General features: G+C 70.7%; 20 protein-coding genes and 1 other RNA gene. All 21 read left to right on the forward strand.

Annotated features, from left to right (window positions below):
* Window positions 1–4 precede the first annotated feature (4 nt).
* Window positions 5–778 (forward strand): N-acetylmuramoyl-L-alanine amidase, encoded by a 774-nt coding sequence (locus tag DK368_RS14050; RefSeq protein ID WP_114394584.1) that lies wholly within the window; start codon window positions 5–7, stop codon window positions 776–778.
* 11 nt (window positions 779–789) lie between these two features.
* Window positions 790–1,226: RNase P RNA component class A (rnpB, locus tag DK368_RS14055), an RNA gene on the forward strand.
* A gap of 645 nt (window positions 1,227–1,871) precedes the next feature.
* Window positions 1,872–2,387, forward strand: coding sequence for a division/cell wall cluster transcriptional repressor MraZ (locus tag DK368_RS14060; RefSeq protein WP_240002495.1), 516 nt, complete (start codon window positions 1,872–1,874; stop codon window positions 2,385–2,387).
* Window positions 2,384–3,346, forward strand: coding sequence for a 16S rRNA (cytosine(1402)-N(4))-methyltransferase RsmH (rsmH, locus tag DK368_RS14065; protein WP_114394585.1), 963 nt, complete (start codon window positions 2,384–2,386; stop codon window positions 3,344–3,346). The genes DK368_RS14060 and rsmH overlap by 4 nt, the downstream gene beginning before the upstream one ends.
* Window positions 3,343–3,804 carry a cell division protein FtsL gene (gene ftsL / locus DK368_RS14070; protein WP_114394586.1) on the forward strand — a complete coding sequence of 154 codons (462 nt, stop codon included), beginning with the start codon at window positions 3,343–3,345 and terminating at the stop codon, window positions 3,802–3,804. The genes rsmH and ftsL overlap by 4 nt, the downstream gene beginning before the upstream one ends.
* Window positions 3,801–5,591: a peptidoglycan D,D-transpeptidase FtsI family protein gene (locus DK368_RS14075; protein WP_114394587.1), complete on the forward strand. Its 1,791-nt coding sequence runs from the start codon at window positions 3,801–3,803 to the stop codon at window positions 5,589–5,591. Before ftsL ends, DK368_RS14075 begins: the two co-directional genes overlap by 4 nt.
* Window positions 5,591–7,060, forward strand: coding sequence for a UDP-N-acetylmuramoyl-L-alanyl-D-glutamate--2,6-diaminopimelate ligase (locus DK368_RS14080; protein WP_114394588.1), 1,470 nt, complete (start codon window positions 5,591–5,593; stop codon window positions 7,058–7,060). Before DK368_RS14075 ends, DK368_RS14080 begins: the two co-directional genes overlap by 1 nt.
* An 18-nt stretch (window positions 7,061–7,078) precedes the next feature.
* Window positions 7,079–8,560: a UDP-N-acetylmuramoylalanyl-D-glutamyl-2,6-diaminopimelate--D-alanyl-D-alanine ligase gene (locus DK368_RS14085; RefSeq protein ID WP_114394589.1), complete on the forward strand. Its 1,482-nt coding sequence runs from the start codon at window positions 7,079–7,081 to the stop codon at window positions 8,558–8,560.
* Window positions 8,561–8,569: 9 nt separating this feature from the next.
* Window positions 8,570–9,655, forward strand: coding sequence for a phospho-N-acetylmuramoyl-pentapeptide-transferase (gene mraY / locus DK368_RS14090; protein WP_114394590.1), 1,086 nt, complete (start codon window positions 8,570–8,572; stop codon window positions 9,653–9,655).
* Window positions 9,656–9,664: 9 nt separating this feature from the next.
* A complete protein-coding gene (gene murD / locus DK368_RS14095) occupies window positions 9,665–11,071 on the forward strand; it encodes a UDP-N-acetylmuramoyl-L-alanine--D-glutamate ligase (protein WP_114394591.1) in 1,407 nt (468 codons plus the stop codon).
* Entirely contained in the window at window positions 11,068–12,189 is a 1,122-nt protein-coding gene (locus DK368_RS14100; RefSeq protein WP_114394592.1) for an FtsW/RodA/SpoVE family cell cycle protein, read from the forward strand. Before murD ends, DK368_RS14100 begins: the two co-directional genes overlap by 4 nt.
* Window positions 12,186–13,313: an undecaprenyldiphospho-muramoylpentapeptide beta-N-acetylglucosaminyltransferase gene (gene murG / locus DK368_RS14105; protein WP_114394593.1), complete on the forward strand. Its 1,128-nt coding sequence runs from the start codon at window positions 12,186–12,188 to the stop codon at window positions 13,311–13,313. Before DK368_RS14100 ends, murG begins: the two co-directional genes overlap by 4 nt.
* Before the next feature lie 256 nt (window positions 13,314–13,569).
* Window positions 13,570–15,000, forward strand: a complete 1,431-nt coding sequence (gene murC / locus DK368_RS14110; RefSeq protein WP_114394594.1) for a UDP-N-acetylmuramate--L-alanine ligase — start codon at window positions 13,570–13,572, stop codon at window positions 14,998–15,000.
* Window positions 15,000–15,947, forward strand: coding sequence for a UDP-N-acetylmuramate dehydrogenase (gene murB / locus DK368_RS14115; protein WP_114394595.1), 948 nt, complete (start codon window positions 15,000–15,002; stop codon window positions 15,945–15,947). The genes murC and murB overlap by 1 nt, the downstream gene beginning before the upstream one ends.
* A 258-nt stretch (window positions 15,948–16,205) precedes the next feature.
* Window positions 16,206–17,138 (forward strand): D-alanine--D-alanine ligase, encoded by a 933-nt coding sequence (locus DK368_RS14120; protein WP_114394596.1) that lies wholly within the window; start codon window positions 16,206–16,208, stop codon window positions 17,136–17,138.
* Window positions 17,126–18,037: a cell division protein FtsQ/DivIB gene (locus DK368_RS14125; protein WP_114394597.1), complete on the forward strand. Its 912-nt coding sequence runs from the start codon at window positions 17,126–17,128 to the stop codon at window positions 18,035–18,037. The genes DK368_RS14120 and DK368_RS14125 overlap by 13 nt, the downstream gene beginning before the upstream one ends.
* A gap of 11 nt (window positions 18,038–18,048) precedes the next feature.
* Entirely contained in the window at window positions 18,049–19,329 is a 1,281-nt protein-coding gene (gene ftsA / locus DK368_RS14130) for a cell division protein FtsA (RefSeq protein ID WP_114394598.1), read from the forward strand.
* A 104-nt stretch (window positions 19,330–19,433) separates the two neighbouring features.
* Window positions 19,434–21,146 carry a cell division protein FtsZ gene (gene ftsZ / locus DK368_RS14135; protein WP_114394599.1) on the forward strand — a complete coding sequence of 571 codons (1,713 nt, stop codon included), beginning with the start codon at window positions 19,434–19,436 and terminating at the stop codon, window positions 21,144–21,146.
* A 428-nt stretch (window positions 21,147–21,574) separates the two neighbouring features.
* Complete coding sequence (lpxC, locus tag DK368_RS14140; protein ID WP_240002496.1) at window positions 21,575–22,480, forward strand: UDP-3-O-acyl-N-acetylglucosamine deacetylase; 906 nt, start codon at window positions 21,575–21,577, stop codon at window positions 22,478–22,480.
* Between the two features lie 219 nt (window positions 22,481–22,699).
* The gene (locus tag DK368_RS14145) at window positions 22,700–23,521 is read left to right on the forward strand and encodes an outer membrane protein assembly factor BamD (protein ID WP_114394601.1); all 822 of its coding nucleotides are present in this window, start codon (window positions 22,700–22,702) and stop codon (window positions 23,519–23,521) included.
* Window positions 23,522–23,579: 58 nt separating this feature from the next.
* Window positions 23,580–25,259 (forward strand): DNA repair protein RecN, encoded by a 1,680-nt coding sequence (gene recN, locus DK368_RS14150; RefSeq protein ID WP_114394602.1) that lies wholly within the window; start codon window positions 23,580–23,582, stop codon window positions 25,257–25,259.
* Window positions 25,260–25,395 lie beyond the last annotated feature (136 nt).

Consider the following 25,395-nt stretch of genomic DNA (forward strand, 5'->3'; position numbering starts at 1 on the left):
GCCCATGCGCCTGATCGACCTGCCCTCCCCCAACCACGGCCCCCGCCCCGACGGTGTGCGGCCCGACCTGCTGCTGCTGCACTATACCGGCATGCCCACGGCCGCGGCGGCGCTGGAGCGGCTGTGCGATCCGGAGGCCCAGGTCAGCGCCCATTACCTGATCGACGAGGACGGCACGCTCTACCGGCTGGTGCATGAGGGGCGGCGGGCCTGGCATGCCGGCCTGTCCTGCTGGCAGGGCGTCAGCGACATCAACGGCCGCTCCATCGGCATCGAGCTGGTCAATCCCGGCCACGAGTTCGGTTACCGTCCCTTCCCCGCGGCGCAGATGCACAGCCTCCTGGCCCTGGCCGCGGCGCTGGTGCGCGACTGGTCGATCCCGCCGCTGCGGGTGCTGGGCCATTCCGACGTGGCGCCGGCGCGCAAGCAGGATCCGGGCGAGCTGTTCGACTGGGCGGGGCTGGCCCGGGCCGGCATCGGCGCCTGGCCGGCGCCGTCGGCCGCCGATGACGGCCCCTGGAGCGATGAGGAGGTCCGCCGTCTGCTGGCCCGCATCGGCTATGGGACGGCATGGGACGCCGCGGATGGGACGCCATGGGCCGGCGGCCATGGGACGGCATGGGACGGGCTGGCCGGCCTGACCCTGCTGGCCTTCCAGCGCCATTGGCATCCCGCCGCCCTGACCGGCCGCCCGGATGCGGAGACGGTGCGGCGGCTGCGCGCCCTGGTCCGCTGCCATGCCACGGAACCGCTTGCATCGGCGGGGCCGGGCGTCTAACTGTCTGCGCGCCAGACGGCCGGATGGTCGCTCTTCCGCAACGGGGAAACCCGCGGGAGGGAGGAAAGTCCGGGCTCCACGGAAGCACGGTGCCGGGTAACGCCCGGCGGGGGCGACCCCAGGGACAGTGCCACAGAGAGCAGACCGCCCACATCGTCCCGCCTGGGATGGCATGGGCAAGGGTGAAAGGGTGCGGTAAGAGCGCACCGCGCCCCCGGCGACGGGGGCGGCATGGTAAACCCCACCGGGAGCAAGACCGAATAGGGGTGGCGGGACGGCCTGTCCTTCCGGATGGGTCCGTCAGGCGCGCTTCCGCGCTGTCACCCGGGTGGGTTGCGTGAGGCGTCCGGCAACGGACGTCCCAGAGGAATGACCATCCCCCGGATACCGTCCAGCGTGCTGGATACGGTCCGGTGGACAGAACCCGGCTTACAGGCCGTCTGGCACTTTTATCTTCCGGATAGTCTCCCATGCCGCATGGATATTATCCGCCCCGTCCGGGCGGGGGATGGCGGCGAAGCCCGGCGCGCTTGGCGTCGGCCGCCGGCGACACGACAGCCATCCACGCGGTCGCCCGCCCCCACCCTACCATACCGGCGACGCTTTCGGGGCAACCCCACAATATCTGGTGGCCATCACGGCCGGCCTGCGCTAGTGCTGATCCGCGGACCTGCCGGTGTCCCGGCCCCGTCCGCCCCTGGGCCAGATGGGGCACTCCCGTTTCGACGCCGCCCCTTTTCTTTTGGAACCGCAAGATCTGGACAGTCGAGCCACAAGAGCTTGACAGGCCTGTTTTTGCCCCCACCAAAGAACATTTCAGAAACAAAAGGCTTTGCACAGGCATATCGTCCTGTGTTCTCTCCGCTTCCACCCCGGTTGCTGAAAACTACCCACAGGAAGTCCACACAGCTACCCACAGCCTGTGGACAATCCTTAAAAACTCCAGGCATTTACTGCCGGGCGGCATTGACCGCCCATCCAATCCCATGCTATCCCATATTCACCCAGAAAGAGGGATCCCGCGCCGGAAAACCGCCCGCTGTTCATCGGGCGGAGGTCGCGGGACCGAGCGGGCTCTGGGCAATGCGCAACGATGCCGACGGGCATCGAACCGGTGGGGACGATGGGCCTGTTCCTGTCCACATACGTCAACAAGGTTGACAAGAAGGGTCGGGTCTCCGTGCCGGCACCCTTCCGCTCGGCCTTGCTCGGCGAGGGCGGTCAGGCCGAGCTGGTGGTGTTCCGCTCGCTCCAGGCCCAGGCGCTGGACGCCTGCCCCATCGCCTATCTCGACCAGCTCTCCGCCGCCCTGGACGACCCGGCCACGCCCGACGATTACCGCGACCTGATCGAAACCACGGTGTTCGGCGGCTCGGTGCGCCTGACCATCGATCCCGAGGGGCGCATCATCATCCCGAACGAGTTCCTGACCTTCGCCGGCATCTCCGAGTCCGTGTCCTTCGTCGGCCGCCGCAAGACCTTCCAGATCTGGGAGCCGGCGGCCTTCGCCGGGCATGAGCGCAGCAGCCGCGAGCAGGCCCGCGCCAACAACATCTCCCTCAGCACCATCCTGGCCAAGACCAGCGGCCTGGCCAAGGGGGGCGCATGAGCACGGCCCTTCTCCACATCCCCGTCCTGCGCGACGAGGTGATGGCCGCCCTGGCGCCGCGCCCCGGCGCCGTCATGGTCGACGGCACCTTCGGCGCCGGCGGCTACAGCCGCGCCCTGCTTGAGGCCGGCTGCACCGTCTGGGCCATCGACCGCGATCCCGAGGCCGTGGCCCGCGGCGCGGCGCTCGGCGCCGCCTTCCCCGGCCGGCTGACCCTGCTGCCGGGCTGCTTCGGCGACATGGAGCGGCTGCTGGCCGCCCGCGGCGTGACGCGGGTGGACGGCGTCACCCTGGATGTGGGCGTCTCCAGCCCGCAGATCGACGATCCCGCCCGCGGCTTCAGCTTCCGCTTCGACGGCCCGCTGGACATGCGCATGGGACGGGATGGGCAATCGGCCGCCGATCTGGTCAACACCCTGCCCGAGGAGGAGCTGGCCGACATCGTCTGGCGCCTGGGCGAAGAGCGGCATTCCCGCCGCGTGGCCCGCGCCGTGGTCGAACAGCGCAAGACCCAGCCCTTCACCCGCACGGTGGAGCTGGCCGAGCTGGTCCGCCGCGTGGTGCCGAAATCCAAGGACGGCATCGACCCGGCCACCCGCACCTTCCAGGCCCTGCGCATCGCCGTGAATGACGAGCTGGGCGAGCTGGAGCGCGGGCTGGAGGCGGCCGAGCGGCTGCTGGCGCCCGGCGGGCGTCTGGCCGTGGTCAGCTTCCATTCGCTGGAGGACCGGGTGCTGAAGGAGTTCCTGCGCACGCGCTCCGGCAATGTGCCGTCGCCGTCGCGCCATCTGCCGGGTCCGGCCGCTGCCGGCCCCGCCCCCACCTTCCGCCTCTGGGCCAAGTCCGGTGTGACGCCGGGCGAGGCCGAGCTGGCCGCCAATCCGCGCGCCCGGTCCGCCCGGCTGCGCAGTGCCGAACGTACCGAAGCTAGGGCCTGGTCCCGGGGAGACGCCGCATGATCGGCAAGTCCGCCATCGTCTGGATCGCGCTGGCCTGCACCGCCAGCGGCATCCTCTATCAGACCAGCTACCGCGTGCAGGAGCAGGAGGAACGTCTGTCCCGCCTGAACCGGCAGATCGTGGCGGAGCAGGAGGCGATCCAGGTCCTCAAGGCCGAATGGGCCTATCTCAACGATCCCGACCGGCTGGAGAAGCTGGTGGCGGAGCATCTGGTGCTGCAGCCGACCAAGGCCGAGCAGATCGTCACCCTGGACCAGATCCCGCTGAAGACGCCGGCCCTGGTGGCCGAGGCGCCGCTGCCGTCGGGCCGCAAGCCGGCCTCCAGCCAGGTGGCCGAGAACCATGCCAGGTCCGCGCCGGCCACATCCGCCGCCGCCACCGCCACCGCGGCGCCCGGCAAGGAGGCGGGCCGCACCGCGGCGCCCGTTGTCAAGGTTCAGTACGGAGCCGCCCGATGACCGACGCGCACCTGTCCCTGACCGGCTTCGATATCGCCGGCATCGAGCGGCTGCAGAATGCCCGGCCCGAGCCGCGGGTGCGGCTGCAGAGCCGCGCCTCCAGCGCGCTGGAACAGGGACGGTCGCGTCTGGTGGTGCTGTCGGCGCTGTTCGCCCTGGCCTTCGGCGCCGTGGGGCTGAAGCTGGTGGGGGCCACGGTGCTGACCGGGGGGGACGAACCCGTCACCGCCCGCACGGCGCTGCGCGCGCCCCATGCCGGCCGCGCCGACATCGTCGACCGCAACGGCGTGCTGCTGGCCACCTCGCTGACCACGCAGTCGGCCTATGCCGACCCCAAGCTGATCCTCGACGCCCGCGAGGCGGCGGTGAAGCTGGCCAGCGTGCTGCCCGACCTCGATCCCAAGGCCATGGAGGCGGAGCTGCGCCAGGACCGGCGCTTTATCTGGATCCGGCGCAACCTGACGCCGAAGCAGCAGTACGAGATCAACCGGCTGGGCATCCCCGGCGTCTTCTTCCAGAAGGAGGAGCGCCGCATCTATCCGCAGGGCGATCTGGCGGCCCATGTGGTCGGCTTCACCGGCATCGACAATGCCGGCCTGATGGGCATCGAGCAGTCCTATGACAGCCGCCTGAAGGAGATGGACGGGCCGCTGCAGCTGTCCATCGATGTGCGGCTCCAGCATCTGCTGCGCCAGGAACTGGCCACCACCATGGAGGAGTTCAACGCCATCGGCGCCGCCGGCATGGTCATGGATGTGAAGACCGGCGAGATCCTGGGCATGGTCAGCCTGCCCGATTTCGATCCGCACAGCCCGCCCCCGCCGCAGCCGGAACAGGACCTGGACCCCCGGTTCAACCGCAACACGCTGGGCGTGTACGAGATGGGGTCCACCTTCAAGATCCTGAACACGGCGCTGACGCTGGACAGCGGCAAGGTGCGGCTGCGCGACAGCTTCGACACCACGCATCCCATCCGCATCGGCCGCTTCACCATCACCGACTACCATCCCGAGAACAAATGGATGGATGTGGCGGAGATCTTCGAGGTCTCCTCCAACATCGGCTCGGTGCGCATGATCGAGCAGGTGGGGCCGGCGGCGCAGAAGGAGTTCATGACCAAGGTCGGCATGACCAGACCCGTTCCGCTGGAGATCCCGGAAACGGGCTGGCCCATCGTGCCCAATCCCTGGCGCGAGGTGAACATGATGACCATCGCCTTCGGCCACGGCATGTCGGTCAGTCCGCTGCACACGGTCACGGCGGCGGCCGGCATCGTCAATGGCGGCATCATGCATCCGGCCACGCTGCTGAAGCGGGACCGGGGCGCGGAGGTGCCGGGCACCCGCATCATCTCCGAATCGACCTCCGACACCATGCGCAAGCTGATGCGGCTGGTGGTGACCAACGGCACCGCCAGCAAGGCCGACACGCCGGGCTATGTCGTCGGCGGCAAGACCGGCACGGCGGAGAAGGTCAAGAATGGCGGCTATGCGCGCAAGGCGCTGATCTCCTCCTTCCTCGGCGCCTTCCCCATGAACGACCCGCGCTATGTCGTCTATGTGCTGGTGGACGAACCCAAGGGCACCAAGAAAAGCTACGGCTTCGCCACCGGCGGCTGGGTCGGCGCGCCGACGGTGGGGCGCATCATCGCCCGCATGGGGCCGCTGCTGGGCATGCGGCCTGTGGACGCGCAATCGCCGGAGATTGTCCAAGCTCTTGCCATTAATCCGCAGCAGGCTAAGCCCCTCTCCCAGGTGGCGGCCAATCCCGGCGGCGGAACACGTTGATGAAAAGGCTCTCCGAACTCATGGCCTCGCGCACGGAAATCGCTATTTCGGCGTTGGCGCTGGAACGCGACCCGCCGATCACGGAGATCACGGCGGACAGCCGCAAGGTGGTGCCCGGAACGCTGTTCGCCGCGTTGCCGGGCACTGTGCGTGATGGGCGGGACTTCATTCCCCAGGCGGTGGCGGCGGGCGCCGTGGCCGTGCTGGCGCCCAAGGGCACGGTGCTGCCGCCGGACTGCGGGTCGGTGGCCCTGATCGAGGACGAGAATCCGCGCCGCCGTCTGGCCCTGCTGGCCGCGGCCTTCTTTGCGGCCCAGCCCCGCACCATCGCCGCCGTCACCGGCACCAACGGCAAGACCTCCACGGCCCAGTTCACCCGCCAGATCTGGGAGGGGTTGGGCCACAAGGCCGCGGCCATGGGCACGCTGGGCCTGGTGGCGCCGGGCTTCCCGCAGAGCGGCAGCCTGACCACGCCCGATCCCATCGCGCTGCACCGCACCCTGGCCGAGGTGGCGGGAGCCGGCATCAACCATCTGGCCATGGAGGCGTCCAGCCACGGGCTGGACCAATACCGCCTGGACGGGGTGCTGGTGACCACGGGCGGCTTCACCAACCTGACCCGCGACCATCTGGACTATCACGGCACCATGGAGGCCTATTTCAAGGCCAAGGCCATGCTGTTCGAGCGGGTGATGCCGCGCGGCGCCACCGCGGTCGTCAATGCCGACATCCCGGAATTCGAGCGTCTGGCCGCCCTGTGCAAGGCGCGCAAGCAGGCGGTCCTGGGCTTCGGCCAGTCCGGGCGCGAGCTGAAGGTGCTCGACCTCGCCCCCCTGCCCCATGGCCAGCGCCTGGAGCTGGAGGTGCTGGGGCAGCGCCGCACGGTGGAACTGCCGCTGGTCGGCCGTTTCCAGGTCTGGAACGCGCTCTGCGCCCTGGGCCTGGTCATCGGCGCCGGCGAGGCGGCCGGGGCCGCCGCCGATCAGCTGGAACGGCTGCAGGTGGTGCGCGGCCGGCTGGAGCTGGTGGCCCGCCTTAAAAATGGCGCAGCCGTCTATGTGGATTACGCCCACACCCCCGACGGTCTGGAAACGGTTCTGAAATCCTTGCGGCCCCATACCCAGGCGCGCCTGTCGGTGGTGTTCGGCTGCGGCGGCGACCGGGACCGCGGCAAACGGCCGATGATGGGCGGCATCGCCGCGCGGCTGGCCGACCGGGTCATCGTCACCGACGACAATCCGCGGTCGGAGGTGCCGGCCGCCATCCGGGCGGAGGTCATGGCCGGCTGCCCGGACGCGACCGAGATCGATGACCGGGCCAGGGCGATCGCCCTGGCCGTGGAGGAGCTGGGGGCCGGCGACGTGCTGGTCATCGCCGGCAAGGGACATGAGCAGGGGCAGATCATCGGCAACGAGGTCCGCCCCTTCGACGACGCGAGCGTGGCACGGGCCGCCATCGCCGGCATGTGAGGGACAGGAGACGACGGCATGAAGACGGAGACCGGCACCCCGATCCTGTGGACCGCGGCCGACGCGGCCGCCGCCACCAATGGCCGTCTCCCGGCCCGTCTCCCGGCGGAGTCCAGCCGCGCCGAGTGGCAGGCCACCGGCGTTTCCATCGACAGCCGCACGGTGCAGCCGGGCGACCTGTTCGTGGCGCTGCGGGGTCCGAATTTCGACGGGCACGCCTTCGTCGCCGATGCGCTGGCCAAGGGGGCGGTGGCCGCCCTGGTCTCGGCGGTGCCGGCCGGCCTGCCGGCCGATGCGCCGCTGCTGCTGGTCGAGGACACCCTGGCCGGGCTTGAGGATCTGGGCCGCGTCGCCCGCCTCAATTTCCGCGGCAAGGTCATCGCCGTCACCGGCTCCGTCGGCAAGACCGGCACCAAGGAGGCGCTGAAGCAGTGCCTGGAGGCGCTGGGACCGACCTATGCCACCGCGGGCAGCTTCAACAACCATTGGGGCGTGCCGCTCAGCCTGGCCCGGCTGCCGGCCGATCACGCGTTCGGCATCTTCGAGCTGGGCATGAACCATGCCGGCGAGATCGCGGCCCTGACCCGCATGGTCAAGCCCGACGTGGCCATCATCACCACGGTGGAGGCGGTGCATCTGGAGTTCTTCGCCAATGTGGAGGGCATCGCCGACGCCAAGGCCGAGATCTTCGAGGGCATGACCACGGCCGGCACCGCCGTGCTGAACCGGGACAATCCGCATTTCGGCCGGCTGCTGGCCGCCGCCCGCACCCAGGGCCTGGGGCAGGTCTGGAGCTTCGGCCGGCACGACCAGGCCGATGCCCGCCTGCTGGACTGCTCGCTGCACGCCACCTCCTCGCTGGTGACGGCGGACATCCGCGGCGAGCGCGTGACCTACACCCTGTCCCTGCCGGGCCAGCACCATGTCATGAACAGCCTGGGCGTCCTGCTCTGCGTCAAGGCCGCCGGCGGCGACGTGGCCGTGGCCGCCCGCCAGTTCTCCCAGATCCAGCCCATCAAGGGCCGCGGCCTGCGCAAGCGCGTGCCGCTGACCAAGGGCAGCCTGACCCTGATCGACGAAAGCTACAATGCCAGCCCGGTCGCCATGGCCGCGGCGGCGGCGGTGCTGGGCAAGGCCGATCCGGGGGCCGGTGGTCGGCGCATCGCCGTATTGGGCGACATGCGGGAGCTGGGAGTCCAGTCGCCCTCCCTGCATGCCGGCCTTGCCGAACCCCTGCGGCTCGCCGGCACCGACCTGGTGTACTGCTGCGGCCCCAACATGAAGCACCTGTTCGACCGGCTGCCGGCCGCGCTGCGCGGCCGCTGGACGGAAAGCAGCGCCGAGCTGGCCCCGCTGGTGGCGGCGGCGGTGCGCGCGGGCGACGTGGTCATGGTCAAGGGATCGGCCGGCAGCCGCATGAGCCTGGTGGTGGAGGCGCTGCTGGCCCTGGATCAGTCGTCCCGGGCCGGTTCGGCCGTGGCCGCGCTATCGGGAAGCTAAGAGACGAGAATGCTGTACAACCTGCTCTATCCGCTGGCCGACCAGTTCCAGCTCTTCAACCTGTTCCGGTACATCACCTTCCGGACGGGCGGAGCCGTGATGACGGCGCTGCTGATCAGCTTCGTCATCGGCCCCCATGTCATCCGCTGGCTGAAGTCGGTGCAGGGGGCGGGTCAGCCCATCCGCGAGCAGTATCTGGAAACCCACCTGAAGAAGAAGGGCACGCCCACCATGGGCGGGCTGATGATCATGATCGCCGTGATCGTCAGCACCCTGCTCTGGGTCGATCTGACCAACGTCTATACCTGGATCGTGCTGCTGGTGACCGTGGGCTTCGGCCTGGTCGGCTTCGGCGACGATTTCCTGAAGCTGACCAAGAAGAACACGGCCGGCCTGTCCAGCAGGGCCAAGATGGGCGGCACCATTGTCGTGGCCGTCACCGCCGTGGCCTGGTACCTGGCGGTGACGCCGGCGCCGCTGGCCACCGGCCTGGCCCTGCCCTTCTTCAAGGACCTGCTGATCAATATGGGGCTGCTCTACGCCCCCTTCGCCGTCATCGTCATCATCGGCTCCAGCCATGCCGTGAACCTGACCGACGGGCTGGACGGTCTGGCCACGGTGCCGATCATGATCGCGGCCGCCTGCTTCGGCCTCATCGCCTACCTGTCGGGCAACCTGATCTTCTCGAACTATCTCGGCATCCAGCATGTGCCCGGCACCGGCGAGCTGGCGGTGTTCTGCGGCGCCCTGGTCGGGGCCGGCCTGGGCTTCCTCTGGTTCAACGCCCCGCCGGCCATGGTGTTCATGGGCGACACCGGTTCGCTGTCGGTGGGCGGCGCGCTGGGCGCGGTCTCGGTCATCACCAAGCACGAGCTGGTTCTGGCCATCGTCGGCGGCCTGTTCGTGCTGGAGGCGCTGTCGGTGATGATCCAGGTCGCCTCCTTCAAGCTGACGGGCAAGCGGGTGTTCCGCATGGCCCCGATCCATCACCACTTCGAAAAGAAAGGCTGGTCGGAGCCGACGGTGGTCATCCGCTTCTGGATCATCGCCGTCATCCTGGCCCTGATCGGCCTGTCCACCCTCAAGCTGCGCTGAGTTCCGGGAATGATCGACCTCTCCGCCCTCAAGGGACGCCGTTTCGCCGTCATGGGTCTGGCCCGCTCGGGCCTGACCGCGGCCCGTGCCCTGCTGGACGGGGGGGCGGAGGTGCTGGCCTGGGATGACGGCAAGGCCGGGCAGGACGCCGCCGCCCGCGCCGGCATCGCCCTGACCGATCTGCACCGGGCCGATCTGGCCGGGGTCGAGGCGCTGGTGCTCTCCCCCGGCATCCCGCACACCTTCCCGGCGCCGCATCCGGTGGCGGCGCGGGCCAAGGCCGCCGGCATCCCCATCATCGGCGATGTGGAGCTGCTGAAGCGGGCGCAGCCGGACGCCACCTATCTCTGCATCACCGGCACCAACGGCAAGTCCACCACCACGGCGCTGACCGGCCACATCCTGGCCGCCACCGGCCGCGCGGTGGAGGTGGGCGGCAATCTCGGCATCCCGGTGTTGAGCTTCCGTCCGCTGGGCCCCGGCGGTCTCTATGTGCTGGAGATGTCCAGCTACCAGCTGGAACTGACGCCCGGCCTGGGCTTCGACGCCGCCGTGCTGCTGAACATCACCCCCGACCATCTCGACCGCCATGGCGGCATGGACGGCTACATCGCCGCCAAGCGTCTGGCCTTCCGCCCCGGTGCGGCGGCCCCGGTCGCCATCCTGGGCGTGGACGAGGCCAACACCGCAGCCATGGCCGACGCGCTGGCGGCCGAGGGCGGGCGCACCATCGTCCGCATCTCGTCCGAGCGTTTCGTGCCCGGCGGCATTTCCGCCGCCGACGGGGTGTTGGTCGATGACAGCGACGGCCGGCGCCTGTCCGTGCTGGACCTGCGCGACTGCCCCGCCCTGCCCGGCCGCCACAATTGGCAGAACGCCTGCGCCGCCTATGCGCTGGCCCGCGCGGTGGGCACGGCGCCGGCGGTCATCGCCGCCGCCATGCGCAGCTTCCCCGGCCTGGCCCACCGGCAGCAGGCCGTCGCCACCTTGGACGGGGTGCGCTTCATCAATGACAGCAAGGCCACCAACGCCGACGCCGCGGCCAAGGCCCTGGGCTGCTACAGCGGCATCCACTGGATTCTCGGCGGCCGGCCGAAGGAGACGGGGTTGGCCGGGCTGGAACCCTTCATGCCCAACGTAGCCCGCGCCTATCTCATCGGTGAGGCGACGGAGGCGTTCGCCCGCTGGCTCGAGGCCAACGGCGTGCCCTATGCGCGCTGCGGCACGCTGGACGCCGCCGTGCCCGCCGCCTTCGCCGACGCCCGCGCCGGTGATGCCGGCGGCGTGGTGCTGCTGTCGCCGGCCTGCGCCAGCTTCGACCAGTTCCCCAATTTCGAGGTCCGGGGCGAGGCCTTCGTCCAGGCCGTCGACCGGCTGAAGACCGGCCCCAGCCCGCGCGAAGGGACCGGCGCATGATCTCGTTCGCCCGCACCGACCATTCCATCCTCGGCCGCTGGTGGTGGACGGTCGACCGCTGGACCCTGGCCGCCATCGTGGCGATCTCCGTCATCGGCGTGGTGCTGATCCAGGCCGCCAGCCCGGCGGTGGCCGACCGCATCGGCCTCAGCACCTTCCACTTCATCGAGAAGCATCTGGTGGTGCTGCTGCCAGGCCTCGCCATCATGGTCGTGGTGTCGCTGCTGTCGCCGCGCGGGGTGCGGCGGCTGGCGCTGGGCCTGTTCCTGGTCTCCCTGGTGGGGGTGTTCCTGACCCTGTTCATCGGCACCGAGATCAAGGGCGCCACGCGCTGGATCCATATCGGCACCTCGATCCAGCCGTCGGAGTTCCTGAAGCCAGCCTTCGCCGTGGTGGCGGCCTGGCTGTTCTCCCTGCACCGCAATCAGGAGAATTTCCCCGGCATTCCCGTGGTCTGCGGTCTTTATGCCCTGATCGTGCTGCTGCTGATGAGCCAGCCCGACCTGGGCCAGACCTTCGTCATCACCTCGGTCTTCGCCGGCCAGTTCTTCCTGGCCGGGCTGCCGATCCTGCTGGTGGCGGGTGTGGTGGTGGCCGGTATCGGCGGCCTTGTCGGCGCCTATTTCATGTTCTCCCATGTGCAGAGCCGCATCGACCGCTTCCTTGATCCGGCCGCCGGCGACAATTACCAGGTCGCCCGCGCCCTGGAGGCGTTCAAGCATGGCGGGCTGTGGGGCACCGGCCCCGGCCAGGGCACGGTGAAGATGACCATTCCCGACAGCCACGCCGACTTCATCTTCGCCGTGGCCGGCGAGGAGCTGGGGCTGGTGGTCTGCACCCTGATCCTGCTGCTGTTCGCCTTCGTGGTCCTGCGCTGCTTCATGCGCGCCTTCAATGACCAGAGCCTGTTCGTGGTGCTGGCCGCCAGCGGCCTGACCATGCAGTTCGGGCTGCAATCCATCGTCAATATGGGATCGACCCTGCATCTGATCCCGACCAAGGGCATGACCCTGCCCTTCATCAGCTATGGCGGCTCCTCGCTGATCGCGCTGGGCATCGGCATGGGCATGCTGCTGGCCCTGACGCGCAAGCGCTTCGGGCCGGGAGAGGGCGCATGAACCAGACCCGTCCCATCGTCCTGGCGGCCGGCGGCACCGGCGGCCACATGTTCCCGGCCGAGGCCCTGGCCCGCGAGCTGCTGGCCCGCGGCCGGCGCGTGGTGCTGGTGACCGACATCCGCGGCAAGGCCTTCGGCGACGCCCTGCCCGACGTGCCGGTGGAGCGCATCCGCGCCGCCACCGCCGCCCCCGGTCTGACCGGCAAGCTGCGCATGGTGGTGGAGCTGGTGGCCGGCACGGCCCAGGCCCGCGGGCTGATGCGCAGCCTGGACCCGGCCGCCGTGGTCGGGTTCGGCGGCTATCCCTCGGTGCCCACCGTGTTCGCCGCCCAGCAGCGCGGCATCCCCACCATCCTGCACGAGCAGAACGCCGTGCTGGGCCGCGCCAACCGGCTGATGGTCCGCCGCGCCGGCCTGATCTGCACCTCCTTCCCCGAGGTCAAGGGGCTGGGGACCGCCGACGGCCGCCGCATCGTCCGCACCGGCAACCCCGTGCGCGCGGACATCCTGGCCCTGCGCGACTGTCCCTATCCCGCCCCCACCGCCCATGGCGCCGTGACCCTGCTGGTCACCGGCGGCAGCCAGGGCGCCGCCGTGTTCGGCGAGGTGGTGCCGCGGGCCGTGGCCCTGCTGCCGGAGGATCTGCGCCTGCGCCTGAAGCTGGTGCAGCAGGCGCGCACCGAGAATATCGAGACCGCTCGCAGCGCCTATATCACGATGGGCGTCCAGGCCGAGCTGGCCCCCTTCTTCCGCGACATGCCGGCGCGGCTGGCCGGCTGCCATCTGATGATCGGCCGCTCCGGCGCCGGCACCGTGGCCGAGCTGGCCGTGGCCGGGCGCCCGTCGATCCTGGTGCCCTATCCCCACGCCATGGACGACCACCAGACGGCCAATGCCCGCGCCCTGGCCGGGGCCGGCGGGGCGCGGCTGCTGCCGCAGTCGGAGATGTCGCCGGAAAGCCTGTCCGCCCTGCTGGCGGCCCTGCTGGCCGACCCGGCCACCCTGTCTTCCATGGCCAAGGCCGCCTTCGCCTGGAGCATGCCCGACGCCGCCCAGCGTCTGGCCGATGCCGTGCTGGCCCGCATCGACGGCGTTTCCACCCCGGCGGGAGGGCTGGCGGCATGACCATCGCGCCCCGCGTGCAGCAGCCTGCGGCCCCCGGCACCGCCTCCCGCAAAATGGTGGTCTGCCTCCCCGTGATGGCGGGTGACAGCGGCGCCCGACTTGCGCATAACGGCGCCCTGCGCGGCCCCCGGCCGTGCCGTCCCATCCACTCCGTGCCCCGCCACCCGGACCGTGCCGGCCGCCGCCGCGCGCCTGTCCGTCCCCTCCCCACGCCGACCGCCGCCACGCCGACCGCGCACCGCCCTGGAGTATCAGCATGAGGGCCCTGCCTCTCAATATCGGGACCATCCACTTCGTCGGCATCGGCGGCATCGGCATGTCGGGCATCGCCGAGGTGCTGCACAATCTGGGCTATGCGGTCCAGGGCAGCGACATGAGCGACAACTACAATGTCCAGCGCCTGCGCAAGCTGGGCATCCGCGTCGAGGTCGGCCACCGGGCCGACAATCTGGGCGACGCCGCCGTGGTGGTGATCTCCAGCGCCGTGAAGAGCGACAATCCCGAGGTGGCCGCCGCCCGCGCCCATCTCATCCCCGTGGTGCGCCGGGCCGAGATGCTGGGCGAGCTGATGCGGCTGAAATGGTCCATCGCCATCGCCGGCACCCACGGCAAGACCACCACCACCAGCATGGTCGCGGCCCTGCTGGAAGGGGCGGGCTTCGACCCCACCGTCATCAATGGCGGCATCATCAACAGCCTGGGCACCAACGCCAAGCTGGGCGCCGGCGACTGGATGGTGGTGGAGGCGGACGAGAGCGACGGCACCTTCACCAAGCTGCCGGCCACCATCGGCATCGTCACCAACCTGGACCCGGAGCATCTCGACCATTACGGCACCTTCGAGGAAGAGAAGAAGGCCTTCGACCGCTTCGTCGAGAACATCCCCTTCTACGGCTTCGCCGCGCTCTGCATCGACCATCCCGAGGTGCAGGCCCTGATCGGCCGCGTCGACCGCCGCATCGTCACCTACGGCTTCAGCCCCCAGGCCGATGTGCGCGCCGTCAATGTCGAGACCGGCACCGCCGGCGCCCGCTATGACGTCACCGTGTCCGAGCGCGTGCTGGGCGAGGCCCGCACCATCACCGGCGTCGTCCTGCCCATGTACGGGCTGCACAATGTGCAGAACTCGCTGGCCGCCATTGCCGTCGCCATCAACATGGGCATCGAGGACGAGGCCATCCGCGCCGCCTTCGCCCGCTTCTCCGGCGTCAAGCGCCGCTTCACCCGCACCGGGGAGAGCAACGGCATCGTCGTCATCGACGATTACGGCCACCACCCCGTGGAGATCCAGGCCGTGCTGAAGGCGGCCCGCACCGCCGGCACCGGCCGCACCATCGCCGTGGTGCAGCCGCACCGCTATTCCCGCCTGTCCTCGCTGTTCCAGGATTTCTGCACCTGCTTCAACGACGCCGACGCCGTCATCGTCGCCGACGTCTATGCCGCCGGCGAGCAGCCGATCGAGGGCGCCAGCAAAGAGGCGCTGGTGGAGGGTCTGCGCATGCGCGGCCACCGCCAGGTGGTGGCCCTGCCCTCGCCCGAGGCGCTGCCGTCCCTGGTGCGCGACATGGCCCGGCCCGGCGACTTCGTGGTCTGCCTGGGCGCCGGCACCATCACCCAGTGGGCCAATGCCCTGCCGGCCGAGCTGGACCGGCTGTTCGGCGCCAACCGCGCAGGCGGGGGGCATTGATGGAGGCATCGGCACGCGGGGGCGTCACCACACAGCTGATCGAGCGTCTGCCGCCGGTGCGCGGCCGGCTGGCGGCGGATGTGCCCCTGGGGCCGATGACCTGGTTCCGTGTCGGCGGCCCGGCCGAGGTGCTGTTCCGCCCGGCCGACGCCGAGGATCTGGCCGGTTTCCTGGCCGGCTGCCCGGACGATGTGCCGGTGACCGTGATCGGCGTGGCCAGCAATCTGCTGGTGCGTGACGGCGGCGTGCCCGGCGTGGTCATCCGGCTGGGCGGCGGCTTCGCCGGCATCAGTGTGGACGGTGACAGCCTGACGGCCGGGGCCGGCGCGCTCGACCTCAATGTGGCGCTGACCGCCCGCGACGCCGCCCTGGCCGGGCTGGAGTTCCTGTCCGGCATTCCCGGCAGCATCGGCGGGGCCGTGCGCATGAATGGCGGCGCCTATGGCGGGGAGATCGTGGACGTGATCCTGGAGGCCGAGGGCGTCGACCGCCGCGGCCGCCGGCACCGCTATGACCGGGCGGCGCTGGATCTGACCTACCGTCATTGCGGCGTGCCCGATGATGTCATCTTCACCGCCGCCCGCTTCCAGGGCCGGCGCGACGATGCCGCCGCCATCGCCGCCCGCATCGAGGCCATCCAGCAGGCCCGGGCCGACAGCCAGCCCGTGCGCGCCCGCACCGGCGGCAGCACCTTCGCCAATCCGCCGGGGCACAAGGCCTGGCAGCTGATCGACCAGGCCGGCTGCCGCGGGCTGACCATCGGCGGCGCCCAGATGAGCGAGAAGCACTGCAACTTCATGCTGAACCTGGGCGGCGCCACGGCGCACGACCTCGAATCACTGGGCGAGGAGGTGCGGCGGCGGGTGCTGGAGACCAGCGGCATCAGCCTGCGCTGGGAGATCCGCCGCATCGGCTTACCCCTTTCGGCCGGGTCGGAGGCCGCATGATGAGCCATCGGCCCCGCCCCCGAGTCTTTTGCGCAACACTGGCCGGTGGCGCCCGGGAAAATCGCGGCAGCGCCGGTGCCGGGGGCTTGCGCCGCCGCGAATCGTCGCCTACACCGGATTTTGTGGTACTCCGGCGCGGCGCTTATACAAAATCTTGCGTTCGGCAGAAATTGCCGGGACCTTTCCGCTGGGGACACTGGTGCGGGTCGGCCAGGCACAGCGGATGCCAGCCGGTGGGGACCCTTGGGGGATTGTGGGATGAGTGAGCAGCGTCGCAAGCATGTGGCCGTCCTGATGGGCGGCTGGTCGGCTGAGCGGGACGTGTCGCTGGTCAGCGGCGCCCGCATTGCCGAGGCGCTGGCCTCGAAGGGCTACCGCGTCACCACCATCGATGTGCAGCGTGACCTGCCCGGCCTGCTGGCGGCCCTGACCCCGGCGCCCGACGTCATCTTCAACGCCCTGCATGGCCGCGGCGGCGAGGATGGGGTGACCCAGGGCGTGCTGGACTATCTGCGCATCCCCTACACCCATTCCGGCGTGCTGGCCTCGGCCCTGTCCATGGACAAGGCCCTGACCAAGCGCGTGCTGTCCACCGTGGGCATGCCGGTGGCCGACGGCGTCGTCGCCAGCCGCGACGAGGTGCTGGCCGGCCATGTCATCGCCCCGCCCTATGTGGTCAAGCCGGTGGATGAGGGCTCGTCGGTGGGCGTGCGCATCGTGCGCGCCGGCGACAACCACACCATCCTGGCCGAGGATGGCTGGATCTATGGCGAGCGCGTGCTGGTGGAGTCCTTCATCCCCGGCCGCGAGCTGACCGTGGGTGTCATGGGCGACAAGGCCCTGGCCGTGACCGAGATCCTGCCCGCCCAGGGCTTCTACGACTACACCGCCAAATACGCCGATGGCGGCTCGGTCCATGTCTGCCCGGCCCGGATTCCGGCCGCCGTGGCCGAGGAGGCCATGCGTCTGGCCGTTCTGGCCCACCAGACCCTGGGCTGCAGCGGCGTCAGCCGCAGCGATTTCCGCTGGGACGACAGCAAGGACGGCATCGGCGGCCTGTACTTCCTGGAGATCAATGTCCAACCCGGCTTCACGCCGGTGTCGCTGCTGCCCGAACAGGCGGCGGCGCGGGGCATCGCCTATGCCGACCTCTGCGCCTGGATCGTTGAGCACGCCCGATGCCACGTCTGACATCAGCCCCCCTCAGCACCGACAGTCCCCGGGCCCGCATCGCCGAGCGGGCCCGCAGCGCCACGCTGCATGCCGCCCAGCGGGCCAACCGCCGGCGCGCCATGCCGCGCTGGGCCGGGCCGGCCCTGGCACTGGGCCTGCGGGGGCTGCCGCTGCTGGCGGTGCTGGGTCTCGGGGGCTGGGGCTGGGTCAGCGGCCGCCTGCCGGAGATGGTGGAGACCGTCTCCGCCCGCTTCCTCGACACCTCGGCCCGCTCCGGCCTGGCCGTGCGCGAGGTGCTGGTCAGCGGCCGCCGCGAAGCCGACAAGGCGGCGGTGCTGGCGGCGCTGGGCGTGCAGCGCGGCATGCCGATCCTGGCCTTCGATCCCCATACCGCCCGGCAGGCGCTGGAGCAGATCCCCTGGGTCGCCGCCGCCACGGTGGAGCGGCGCCTGCCCGACACCGTGTATGTGCGCATCACCGAGCGCACGCCCATGGCCATCTGGCAGCATGAGCAGGCCCTGCATCTGGTCGATGGCGACGGGGTGGTGCTGACCACCGACAATCTCGACCGCTGGAACAGGCTGCCCATGCTGGTGGGGGCCGAGGCGCCGAAGCATGGGGGCGAGCTGCTGCGGCTGCTGGCGTCCGAGCCCAGCATCGGCCAGCGCGTCAATGCCGCTGTGCTGGTGGGCGGCCGCCGCTGGGACCTGCATCTGGACAATGGCATCGATGTGCGCCTGCCGGAGACCGGCATGGCCCCGGCCCTGCGCCAGCTGGCCGCCATCCAGCAGACCAACCAGGTGCTGGAGCGCGACGTCGTCGCCATCGACCTGCGCGTGCCCGACCGGCTGAGCGTGCAGACCTCGGCCGAGTCCGCAGCCCTGCGGCGCAAGCCGCCCGCCAAGCAGAAGATCTGAGGGGGCGGCACATGGCGTTTCCGGGAGCCCTCAACGTCCGCAGCAAGCCGCGCCGCGTGGCCCGCGGCGGCACCATCGCGGCGCTGGATGTCGGCTCGACCAAGGTCGTCTGCTTCATCGCCAAGGTCGATGAGCGCGGCGGCATCCGCGTGGTCGGCATCGGCCATCAGGTCAGCCGCGGCGTGCGCTCCGGCGGCATCGTCGATATGGAGGCGGCGGAAACCTCCATCGGCACCGCCGTGCATGCGGCCGAGACTATGGCCGGCGAGCAGATCCGCGACGTGCTGGTCAGCCTGTCCGGCGGCCAGCCGGAAAGCCAGACCCTGACCGTGGAAACCCCGGTGGCCGGGGCCGAGATCGCCGACGCCGACGTCAAGCGCGCCCTGGCCCAGGCCCGCCACCTGGAGGTGTCGGCCGACGCCGAGCTGATCCATTCCATCCCCGTGGGCTACAGCGTCGACGGCTCCAAGGGCATCCGCGATCCCCGCGGCATGGTCGGGGAGAAGCTGGGCGTGCGCCTGAACGTGGTCACCGCCGCCGCCAATCCGGTGCGCAACCTGATGACCTGCGTGGCCCGCTGCCATCTGGGTGTGGAGGGCTTCGTCATGAGCCCCTATGCCGCCGGCCTGTCCTGCCTGGTCGAGGACGAGATGGATCTGGGCGTCACCCTCATCGACATGGGCGGCGGCACCACCAGCCTGTCGGTGTTCTTCGACGGCAAGATGGTGTGGTGTGACAGCGTCCCCCTGGGCGGCGCCCATGTCACCAACGACATCGCCCGTGGCCTGACCACCACCGTGGCCCATGCCGAGCGGCTGAAGACCCTGTATGGCAGCGCCGTCGCCGCCAGCTCCGACGAGCGGGAGATCATCGATGTCCCCCAGATCGGCGAGGAGGAGCGCGGCCACGCCAACCATGTGCCGAAATCGCTGCTGGTCGGCATCATCCAGCCGCGGCTGGAGGAGATCTTCGAACTGGTGCGCGGCCGGCTGGAGGCCTCGGGCCTGTCCAAGGTCGCCGGCCGCCGGGTCGTGCTGACCGGCGGCGCCTCGCAGCTCACCGGCATGCGCGAACTGGCCGCCAGCGTGCTGGACAAGCAGGTGCGCATGGGCCGCCCCTTGCGCATCGGCGGGCTGGCCGAAACGGTCAGCGGCCCTGCCTTCGCCGCCGCCGCCGGCCTGCTGGCCTATGCCGTGCAGCAGCACCAGGAACTTCCGGCTCTCGCCCCGCTGATGGAACAGCCCACCAGCTGGTGGGGCAGAACCCGGCTCTGGCTGAGGGAGAATTTATGACCCCGCCCCCGCAGCCCCCCCTACCGCCGCCCCGAGATCCGCTCGCACCGCCGGCGAGCGCTCCCAGCCCCCGCGAGACCCTCCTGCCCCAGAGGAGCCCCGAGATGAGCATCAAAGTCACGATCCCGACCTCTGTCGAGGTGCAGACCAAGCCCCGCATCACCGTGTTCGGTGTCGGCGGGGCCGGCGGCAACGCCGTCAACAACATGATCCGCTCCAATCTGGAGGGGGTCGAGTTCGTCGTGGCCAACACCGATGCCCAGGCCCTGCAGGGCAATCTGGCGCAGAAGCGGATCCAGCTCGGCAGCACCATCACCCGGGGCCTGGGCGCCGGCTCGCGTCCCGATGTGGGCCGCGCCGCCGCCGAGGAGCAGCTCGAAGAGATCCTGGGGCACCTGTCCGGCACCAACATGTGCTTCATCACCGCCGGCATGGGTGGCGGCACCGGCACCGGTGCGGCGCCGGTCATCGCCCGCGCGGCGCGCGAGCAGGGCATCCTGACCGTGGGCGTGGTGACCAAGCCCTTCAACTTCGAGGGCGCGCACCGCATGCGCACCGCGGAGAGCGGCATCACCGAGCTGGCGCAGTATGTCGATACGCTGATCATCATCCCGAACCAGAACCTGTTCCGGATCGCCAACGAGAAGACCACCTTCGCCGACGCCTTCAAGATGGCGGACGACGTGCTTCATGCCGGCGTCCGCGGCGTCACCGACCTGATGGTCATGCCCGGCCTCATCAACCTGGACTTCGCCGACATCCGCACGGTGATGACGGAGATGGGCAAGGCCATGATGGGCACCGGCGAGGCCACGGGCGAGCGCCGCGCCATCGACGCCGCCGAGGCCGCCATCAGCAACCCGCTGCTGGACGACATCAGCATGAAGGGCGCCCGCGGCGTGCTGATCAACATCACCGGCGGCTACGACATGACCCTGTTCGAGGTGGATGAGGCGGCCAACCGCATCCGCGACGAGGTCGATCCGGAAGCCAACATCATCTTCGGCTCCACCTTCGACGAGAGCATGGACGGCAAGATGCGGGTGTCGGTGGTGGCCACCGGCATCGACAATGCCGCGGCCCAGCAGACCCGGCTGGCGGCGCAGCCGCCGCTGCAGGTGGTGGGCACCCCGGCCCAGGCGGCCAACGCCATTCCGCGCCGTCCGGCGGCCCCGGCCAACCCGGCGCCCATGCGCCCGGCGGCACCGCAGCCGGCGCCGGGCTTCTACAACATCGCCCCGGCCCCCCTGCCCGGCCAGGCCGCGGCCGAGCCGCCGGTGCAGGCGGCCGCCGCGGAGATGGCCCCGCCGGCCCAGCCGGAGCAGCGCCCGGCCGAGGCCTGGACGGGCGAGCCGCGCATGTTCGAGGCCGTGCCGCCGCGCGCCGCGTCCGCCCCTGCGCCCCAGACGCACGCGGCCCAGGCCGCCACGCCGCAGGGTGCTCCCCAGGGCGGACCGCTGCGCGGTGACCGCCGCGAGGGCGGCTTCATCCCGCCGCGTCCGGCCGATGCCGGTCCGCGTCTGGCCCAGACCCAGCCGCCGGAGCGCTTCACCCCGCCGCAGCCGAAGAAGCAGGGCCTGTTCCAGCGCATGTTCGGCTTCGCCGGCAGCGAGCCGGCCCCGCGCCAGGCCGCGCCCCACGCCGCCCCCCACACCCAGGCGCCGGCCCCCCAGGCGGCGGCACCGGTGATGGCGCCGCGCCCGCCGCAGCCGGCCCCGCAGGCGCCGGTGGCGGAGACCGCGCCGCGGGCAAAGCCGGGCCATGGTGAGGATGAGATGCTGGACATCCCCGCCTTCCTGCGCCGGCAGGCCAACTGACCGGGGCCGACGCCGCCGGCGGTCATCTGCCGGCGGCGGGGCCGCGGAACGCCAACGCCGCAACGCATCGCAGCATGACAGGGCCGGTCCCGGCAGGGGCCGGCCCTGTGCATTTCCGCCCGCGCGCAGAAATGGCGGAAAAATGGCCGGAATATGACGACAGGCCAAGGACTTACCAGCCGATCTTCACCGTAATAAACGGTAACAAAGAGTGATTTGAGAGTGTCTCTCGCACGGTCTATCTCAACAGGGTACCGGGGTGCCGGGATGCTGCGGCGCAAAGGGCAAGCGCCACGAAGACAGCGGACCGATCCCATCAGGGGCGATACCCCAGCAGGGGCGATACGAGAGACCAACCGGCCTCCCCATGCACCGGCACGCAGATGCCGGACGCGGACGAGACCGACCGAGCAAGAAAGCTGGCAATCATGTCCTGGCAACAGACCCTGAAGGCACCGATCAACTGCACCGGCGTGGGCGTCCATTCCGGCCAGCAGGTGCGCATGACTCTGCGCCCGGCCCCGGTGGACAGCGGCATCGTCTTCGTCCGCACCGACCGCCCCGAGGGTGAGGGCGTGATCCCGGCCCTGTGGGATCATGTGGTTGACACCCGCATGTGCACGGTCATCGCCAACGCGCACAAGGCCAGCGTCGGCACGGTCGAGCATCTGATGGCGGCCCTGCGCGGCTGCGGCATCGACAATCTGGTGGTGGAGATCGACGGCGCCGAAGTGCCGATCATGGACGGCAGCGCCGCCCCCTTCGTCTTCCTGATCGAGTGCGCCGGCATCGCCGTACAGGAGGCGCCGCGCCGCGTCATCCGCGTGCTGAAGGATGTGCGGGTCAGCGACGGTGACAAGCAGGTCAGCCTGTCCCCCTCCCCGGTCAGCAGCTTCGGGGCCGAGATCGTCTATGACAACACGGCCCTGATCCGGCGCCAGACCGGCTCGCTGCTGCTGACCAGCGGCAGCAGCTTCAAGCGTGAGGTCAGCCGCGCCCGCACCTTCGGCTTCCTGCACGAGGTGGAGGCCATGCGCAAGGCCGGACTCGGCCGCGGCGGCTCGCTGGACAACGCCGTCGTCATCAATGGCGACCGGGTGATGAACGAGGGCGGCCTGCGCTATGGCGACGAGTTCATCCGCCACAAGATCCTGGATGCCGTCGGCGACCTCTATATGGCCGGTGCGCCCATCCTCGGCCATTACCAGGGCCTGCGCGGCGGTCATGCCATGAACAATGCCGTGCTGCGGGCGCTGTTCGCCGATTCCACCGCCTGGCGCTGGGAGGATGCGGCGCCGGCCTGGGCCGACGAGCCCGTGGCCGCCATCGCCTGATGCCCTTGTCCCGTTGCGCCGGACCGCGCCGCGCCTGCCCCCGCCCCGGCCGCCGGGCGCGGCGGCGGGCTGCGCCGTGCCCGGGCCGGGGGTGCGCCATGCTTCCGCCGTGATCGCGCCGCAGCCTCCCCGCAGGCCGGGATGCAGTTGCCGCTTGGCGATGTCCGCATTCCGCGTGCTATAAGTCCCCGCACCTTTGCTGCTTGGTTGTCGACAGAAATGCTCCTGACTGGCCTGCCCCGCTCCCGCCGCCTTCGGGTCCTGGCACCCGTGGCTCTGCTGCTGCTGTCGGCCTGTGCCGGCAAGAAGGAAGAGGTTCCCTATGTGGAGCGCCCGGTGGAGCAGATCTACACCGAGGCGGCCAACGCCATGGACCGCACCAACTACGCCAAGGCCGCGGCCCTGTTCGACGAGGTGGAGCGCCAGCACCCCTACTCGCAATGGGCCGTGCGGGCGCAGCTGATGGCGGCCTTCGCCCATTACCAGGCCTACAAGTACGATGACGCGATCGAGACGCTCGACCGTTTCATCGGCCTGCACCCCGGCAACCGCAATGTGGCCTACGCCTATTATCTCAAGGCGCTGTGCCACTATGAGCGCATCGTCGATGTCCGCCGCGACCAGTCGGAGACCGAGGCGGCGCTGACCTCGCTGAACGAGGTGGTGCGGCGCTTCCCCAACACCCCCTACGCCCGCGATGCCCGTCTCAAGGTCGACCTGACCCGCGACCATCTGGCCGGCAAGGACATGGAGGTCGGGCGCTACTATCTCGGCGTGGGCGAGTACATGGCGGCCATCCGCCGCTTCCGCCGCGTGGTGGACGAGTACCAGACCACCAGCCATGTGCCGGAGGCGCTGCACCGCCTGACCGAGGCCTATCTGGCCCTGGGCATCCGCGACGAGGCCCAGGTGACGGCGGCCGTGCTGGGCCACAACTACCCCGGCAGCCCCTGGTACCAGGACACCTACGCCCTGATGAACGGCAAGCGCCACAGCGAACAGGAATCGCTGCTGAGCCGCGCCTGGAACTGGATGTTCTGACCCCCTTCCCCGCCCCGCCGGCCGTCCGGCGGGGCCTTTCTGCCTTCCGGTGACCTTCATGCTGGTGACGCTGACGATCCGCGACGTGGTGCTGATCGAGCGGCTGAGCCTCGCCTTCCGCCCCGGCCTCTGCGTGCTGACGGGCGAGACCGGCGCCGGCAAGTCCATCCTGCTGGATTCGCTGGGGCTGGCGCTGGGGGCGCGGGGCGACAGCGGGCTGGTGCGCCATGGCTGCGACCAGGCCAGCGTCACCGCGGAATTCGATCTCGGCGGCCGCGCCGACCATCCCGCCTTCGCCATCCTGCGCGAGCAGGAGCTGGAGGCGGAGGACACGCTGGTCCTGCGCCGCACCCTCACCGCCGACGGCCGCTCCCGCTGCTTCGTCAACGACCAGCCGGTGGGCGTCACCCTGCTGCGCCGCCTGGGCGAGACGCTGGTGGAGGTGCATGGCCAGTTCGAGACGCACGGCCTGATGGACCAGCGCATCCACCGCGACCTGCTGGACGATTATGCCGGCCTGCGCGCCGGCAGCGGTGCCGTGGCCGAGGCCTGGCGCGCCTGGCGCCGGCTGGAGCAGGAGCGGGTGCAGGCGGCGCAGGAGGCCGGCAAGGCCCGCGCCGAGGAGGAGTATCTGCGCCACGCGGTGGAGGAGCTGGACCAGCTGGCCCCGGTGGAGGGGGAGGAGACGGGGCTGGCCGAGCGGCGGGTCGTGCTCCAGCATGCGGAGAAGCTGATCGAGGCCATCACCCAGGCCTATGGCGAGCTGTCGGGCGAGCGCGGGGCCGAACGGTCGCTGGCCAGCGCCCTGCGCACCCTGGGCCGCATCGCCGAGAAGGCGGGCGGGCGGCTCGATCCCGTCATCACCGCCCTGGACGAGGCCGCGGCCGACATCGCCGAGGCCGCGCGCAGCCTTCAGGCCCTGGTGGCCGATGTGGACACTGACGGCGGCAGCCTCGACCGCATCGAGGAACGGCTGTTCGCGCTGCGCGCCGCGGCCCGCAAACATGCCACCAGCGTCGATGGTCTGGTGGCGCTGCGCGCCGACATGGCCCGCCGCCTGACCCTGATCGAGGATACCGGCGACATCCTGCAACGGCTGGCCACCCAGGCGGAGCAGGCCAAGGCCGCCTATCTGGCCGCGGCGCGGGCGCTGTCCCAGGCGCGGACCGCCGCCGCCGCCCGCATGGACAGGGCCGTGGCGGCGGAGCTGAAGCCGCTGCGCATGGAGAAGGCCCGCTTCACCACCCGCGTGGCCCAGACCGGCGAGGAGGGCTGGGGGCCGCAGGGCATCGACGATGTGGCCTTCCTGGTCGCCACCAATCCCGGCGCCCCGCCGGGTCCGCTGGCCCGGATCGCCTCGGGCGGCGAGCTGGCCCGCTTCATGCTGGCGCTGAAGGTGGTGCTGGCCCAGGTCGGCACCGTGCCGACCCTGGTGTTCGACGAGGTGGATACCGGTGTCGGCGGCGCCGTAGCCGATGCCATCGGCGAGCGTCTGGCCACGCTGGGCGGCAAGGGGCTCCAGGTGCTGGTGGTGACCCACAGCCCGCAGGTGGCCGCCCGCGGCGGGCACCATTGGAATGTGCGCAAGCGCAGCAGCGCCGGCCGCACCCAGACCGAGGTGGTGGAGCTGGGTCCCGCCGACCGGCTGGAGGAGATCGCCCGCATGCTCTCCGGCGCCGAAATCACCCCCGCCGCCCGCGCCGCCGCCGAAAGCCTGCTGGGCACCCGCCTGCTCTGACCCGGGGGGGCCGCCCCCTCCGCCCGATTCCCCCCCGCCGCGCGCGCCCGCGCCTCACCTTTCGGCTGGATGAAGAAGCCGGGGCAGGCCACACCGACGCCGGACGCGGCGCGCGGGCTGGTCTATCCGGCCCGGG

This window comes from Oleisolibacter albus (assembly GCF_003336875.1).
Classification (GTDB): domain Bacteria; phylum Pseudomonadota; class Alphaproteobacteria; order Azospirillales; family Azospirillaceae; genus Niveispirillum; species Niveispirillum album.

Bases quoted from the DNA above. Each gene is read 5' to 3' on its own strand.
- DK368_RS14050 (WP_114394584.1), top strand. From the start codon at position 5: ATGCGCCTGATCGACCTGCCCTCCCCCAACCACGGCCCCCGCCCCGAC.
- DK368_RS14060 (WP_240002495.1), top strand. From the start codon at position 1,872: ATGCCGACGGGCATCGAACCGGTGGGGACGATGGGCCTGTTCCTGTCC.
- rsmH (WP_114394585.1), top strand. From the start codon at position 2,384: ATGAGCACGGCCCTTCTCCACATCCCCGTCCTGCGCGACGAGGTGATG.
- ftsL (WP_114394586.1), top strand. From the start codon at position 3,343: ATGATCGGCAAGTCCGCCATCGTCTGGATCGCGCTGGCCTGCACCGCC.
- DK368_RS14075 (WP_114394587.1), top strand. From the start codon at position 3,801: ATGACCGACGCGCACCTGTCCCTGACCGGCTTCGATATCGCCGGCATC.
- DK368_RS14080 (WP_114394588.1), top strand. From the start codon at position 5,591: ATGAAAAGGCTCTCCGAACTCATGGCCTCGCGCACGGAAATCGCTATT.
- DK368_RS14085 (WP_114394589.1), top strand. From the start codon at position 7,079: ATGAAGACGGAGACCGGCACCCCGATCCTGTGGACCGCGGCCGACGCG.
- mraY (WP_114394590.1), top strand. From the start codon at position 8,570: ATGCTGTACAACCTGCTCTATCCGCTGGCCGACCAGTTCCAGCTCTTC.
- murD (WP_114394591.1), top strand. From the start codon at position 9,665: ATGATCGACCTCTCCGCCCTCAAGGGACGCCGTTTCGCCGTCATGGGT.
- DK368_RS14100 (WP_114394592.1), top strand. From the start codon at position 11,068: ATGATCTCGTTCGCCCGCACCGACCATTCCATCCTCGGCCGCTGGTGG.
- murG (WP_114394593.1), top strand. From the start codon at position 12,186: ATGAACCAGACCCGTCCCATCGTCCTGGCGGCCGGCGGCACCGGCGGC.
- murC (WP_114394594.1), top strand. From the start codon at position 13,570: ATGAGGGCCCTGCCTCTCAATATCGGGACCATCCACTTCGTCGGCATC.
- murB (WP_114394595.1), top strand. From the start codon at position 15,000: ATGGAGGCATCGGCACGCGGGGGCGTCACCACACAGCTGATCGAGCGT.
- DK368_RS14120 (WP_114394596.1), top strand. From the start codon at position 16,206: ATGAGTGAGCAGCGTCGCAAGCATGTGGCCGTCCTGATGGGCGGCTGG.
- DK368_RS14125 (WP_114394597.1), top strand. From the start codon at position 17,126: ATGCCACGTCTGACATCAGCCCCCCTCAGCACCGACAGTCCCCGGGCC.
- ftsA (WP_114394598.1), top strand. From the start codon at position 18,049: ATGGCGTTTCCGGGAGCCCTCAACGTCCGCAGCAAGCCGCGCCGCGTG.
- ftsZ (WP_114394599.1), top strand. From the start codon at position 19,434: ATGAGCATCAAAGTCACGATCCCGACCTCTGTCGAGGTGCAGACCAAG.
- lpxC (WP_240002496.1), top strand. From the start codon at position 21,575: ATGTCCTGGCAACAGACCCTGAAGGCACCGATCAACTGCACCGGCGTG.
- DK368_RS14145 (WP_114394601.1), top strand. From the start codon at position 22,700: ATGCTCCTGACTGGCCTGCCCCGCTCCCGCCGCCTTCGGGTCCTGGCA.
- recN (WP_114394602.1), top strand. From the start codon at position 23,580: ATGCTGGTGACGCTGACGATCCGCGACGTGGTGCTGATCGAGCGGCTG.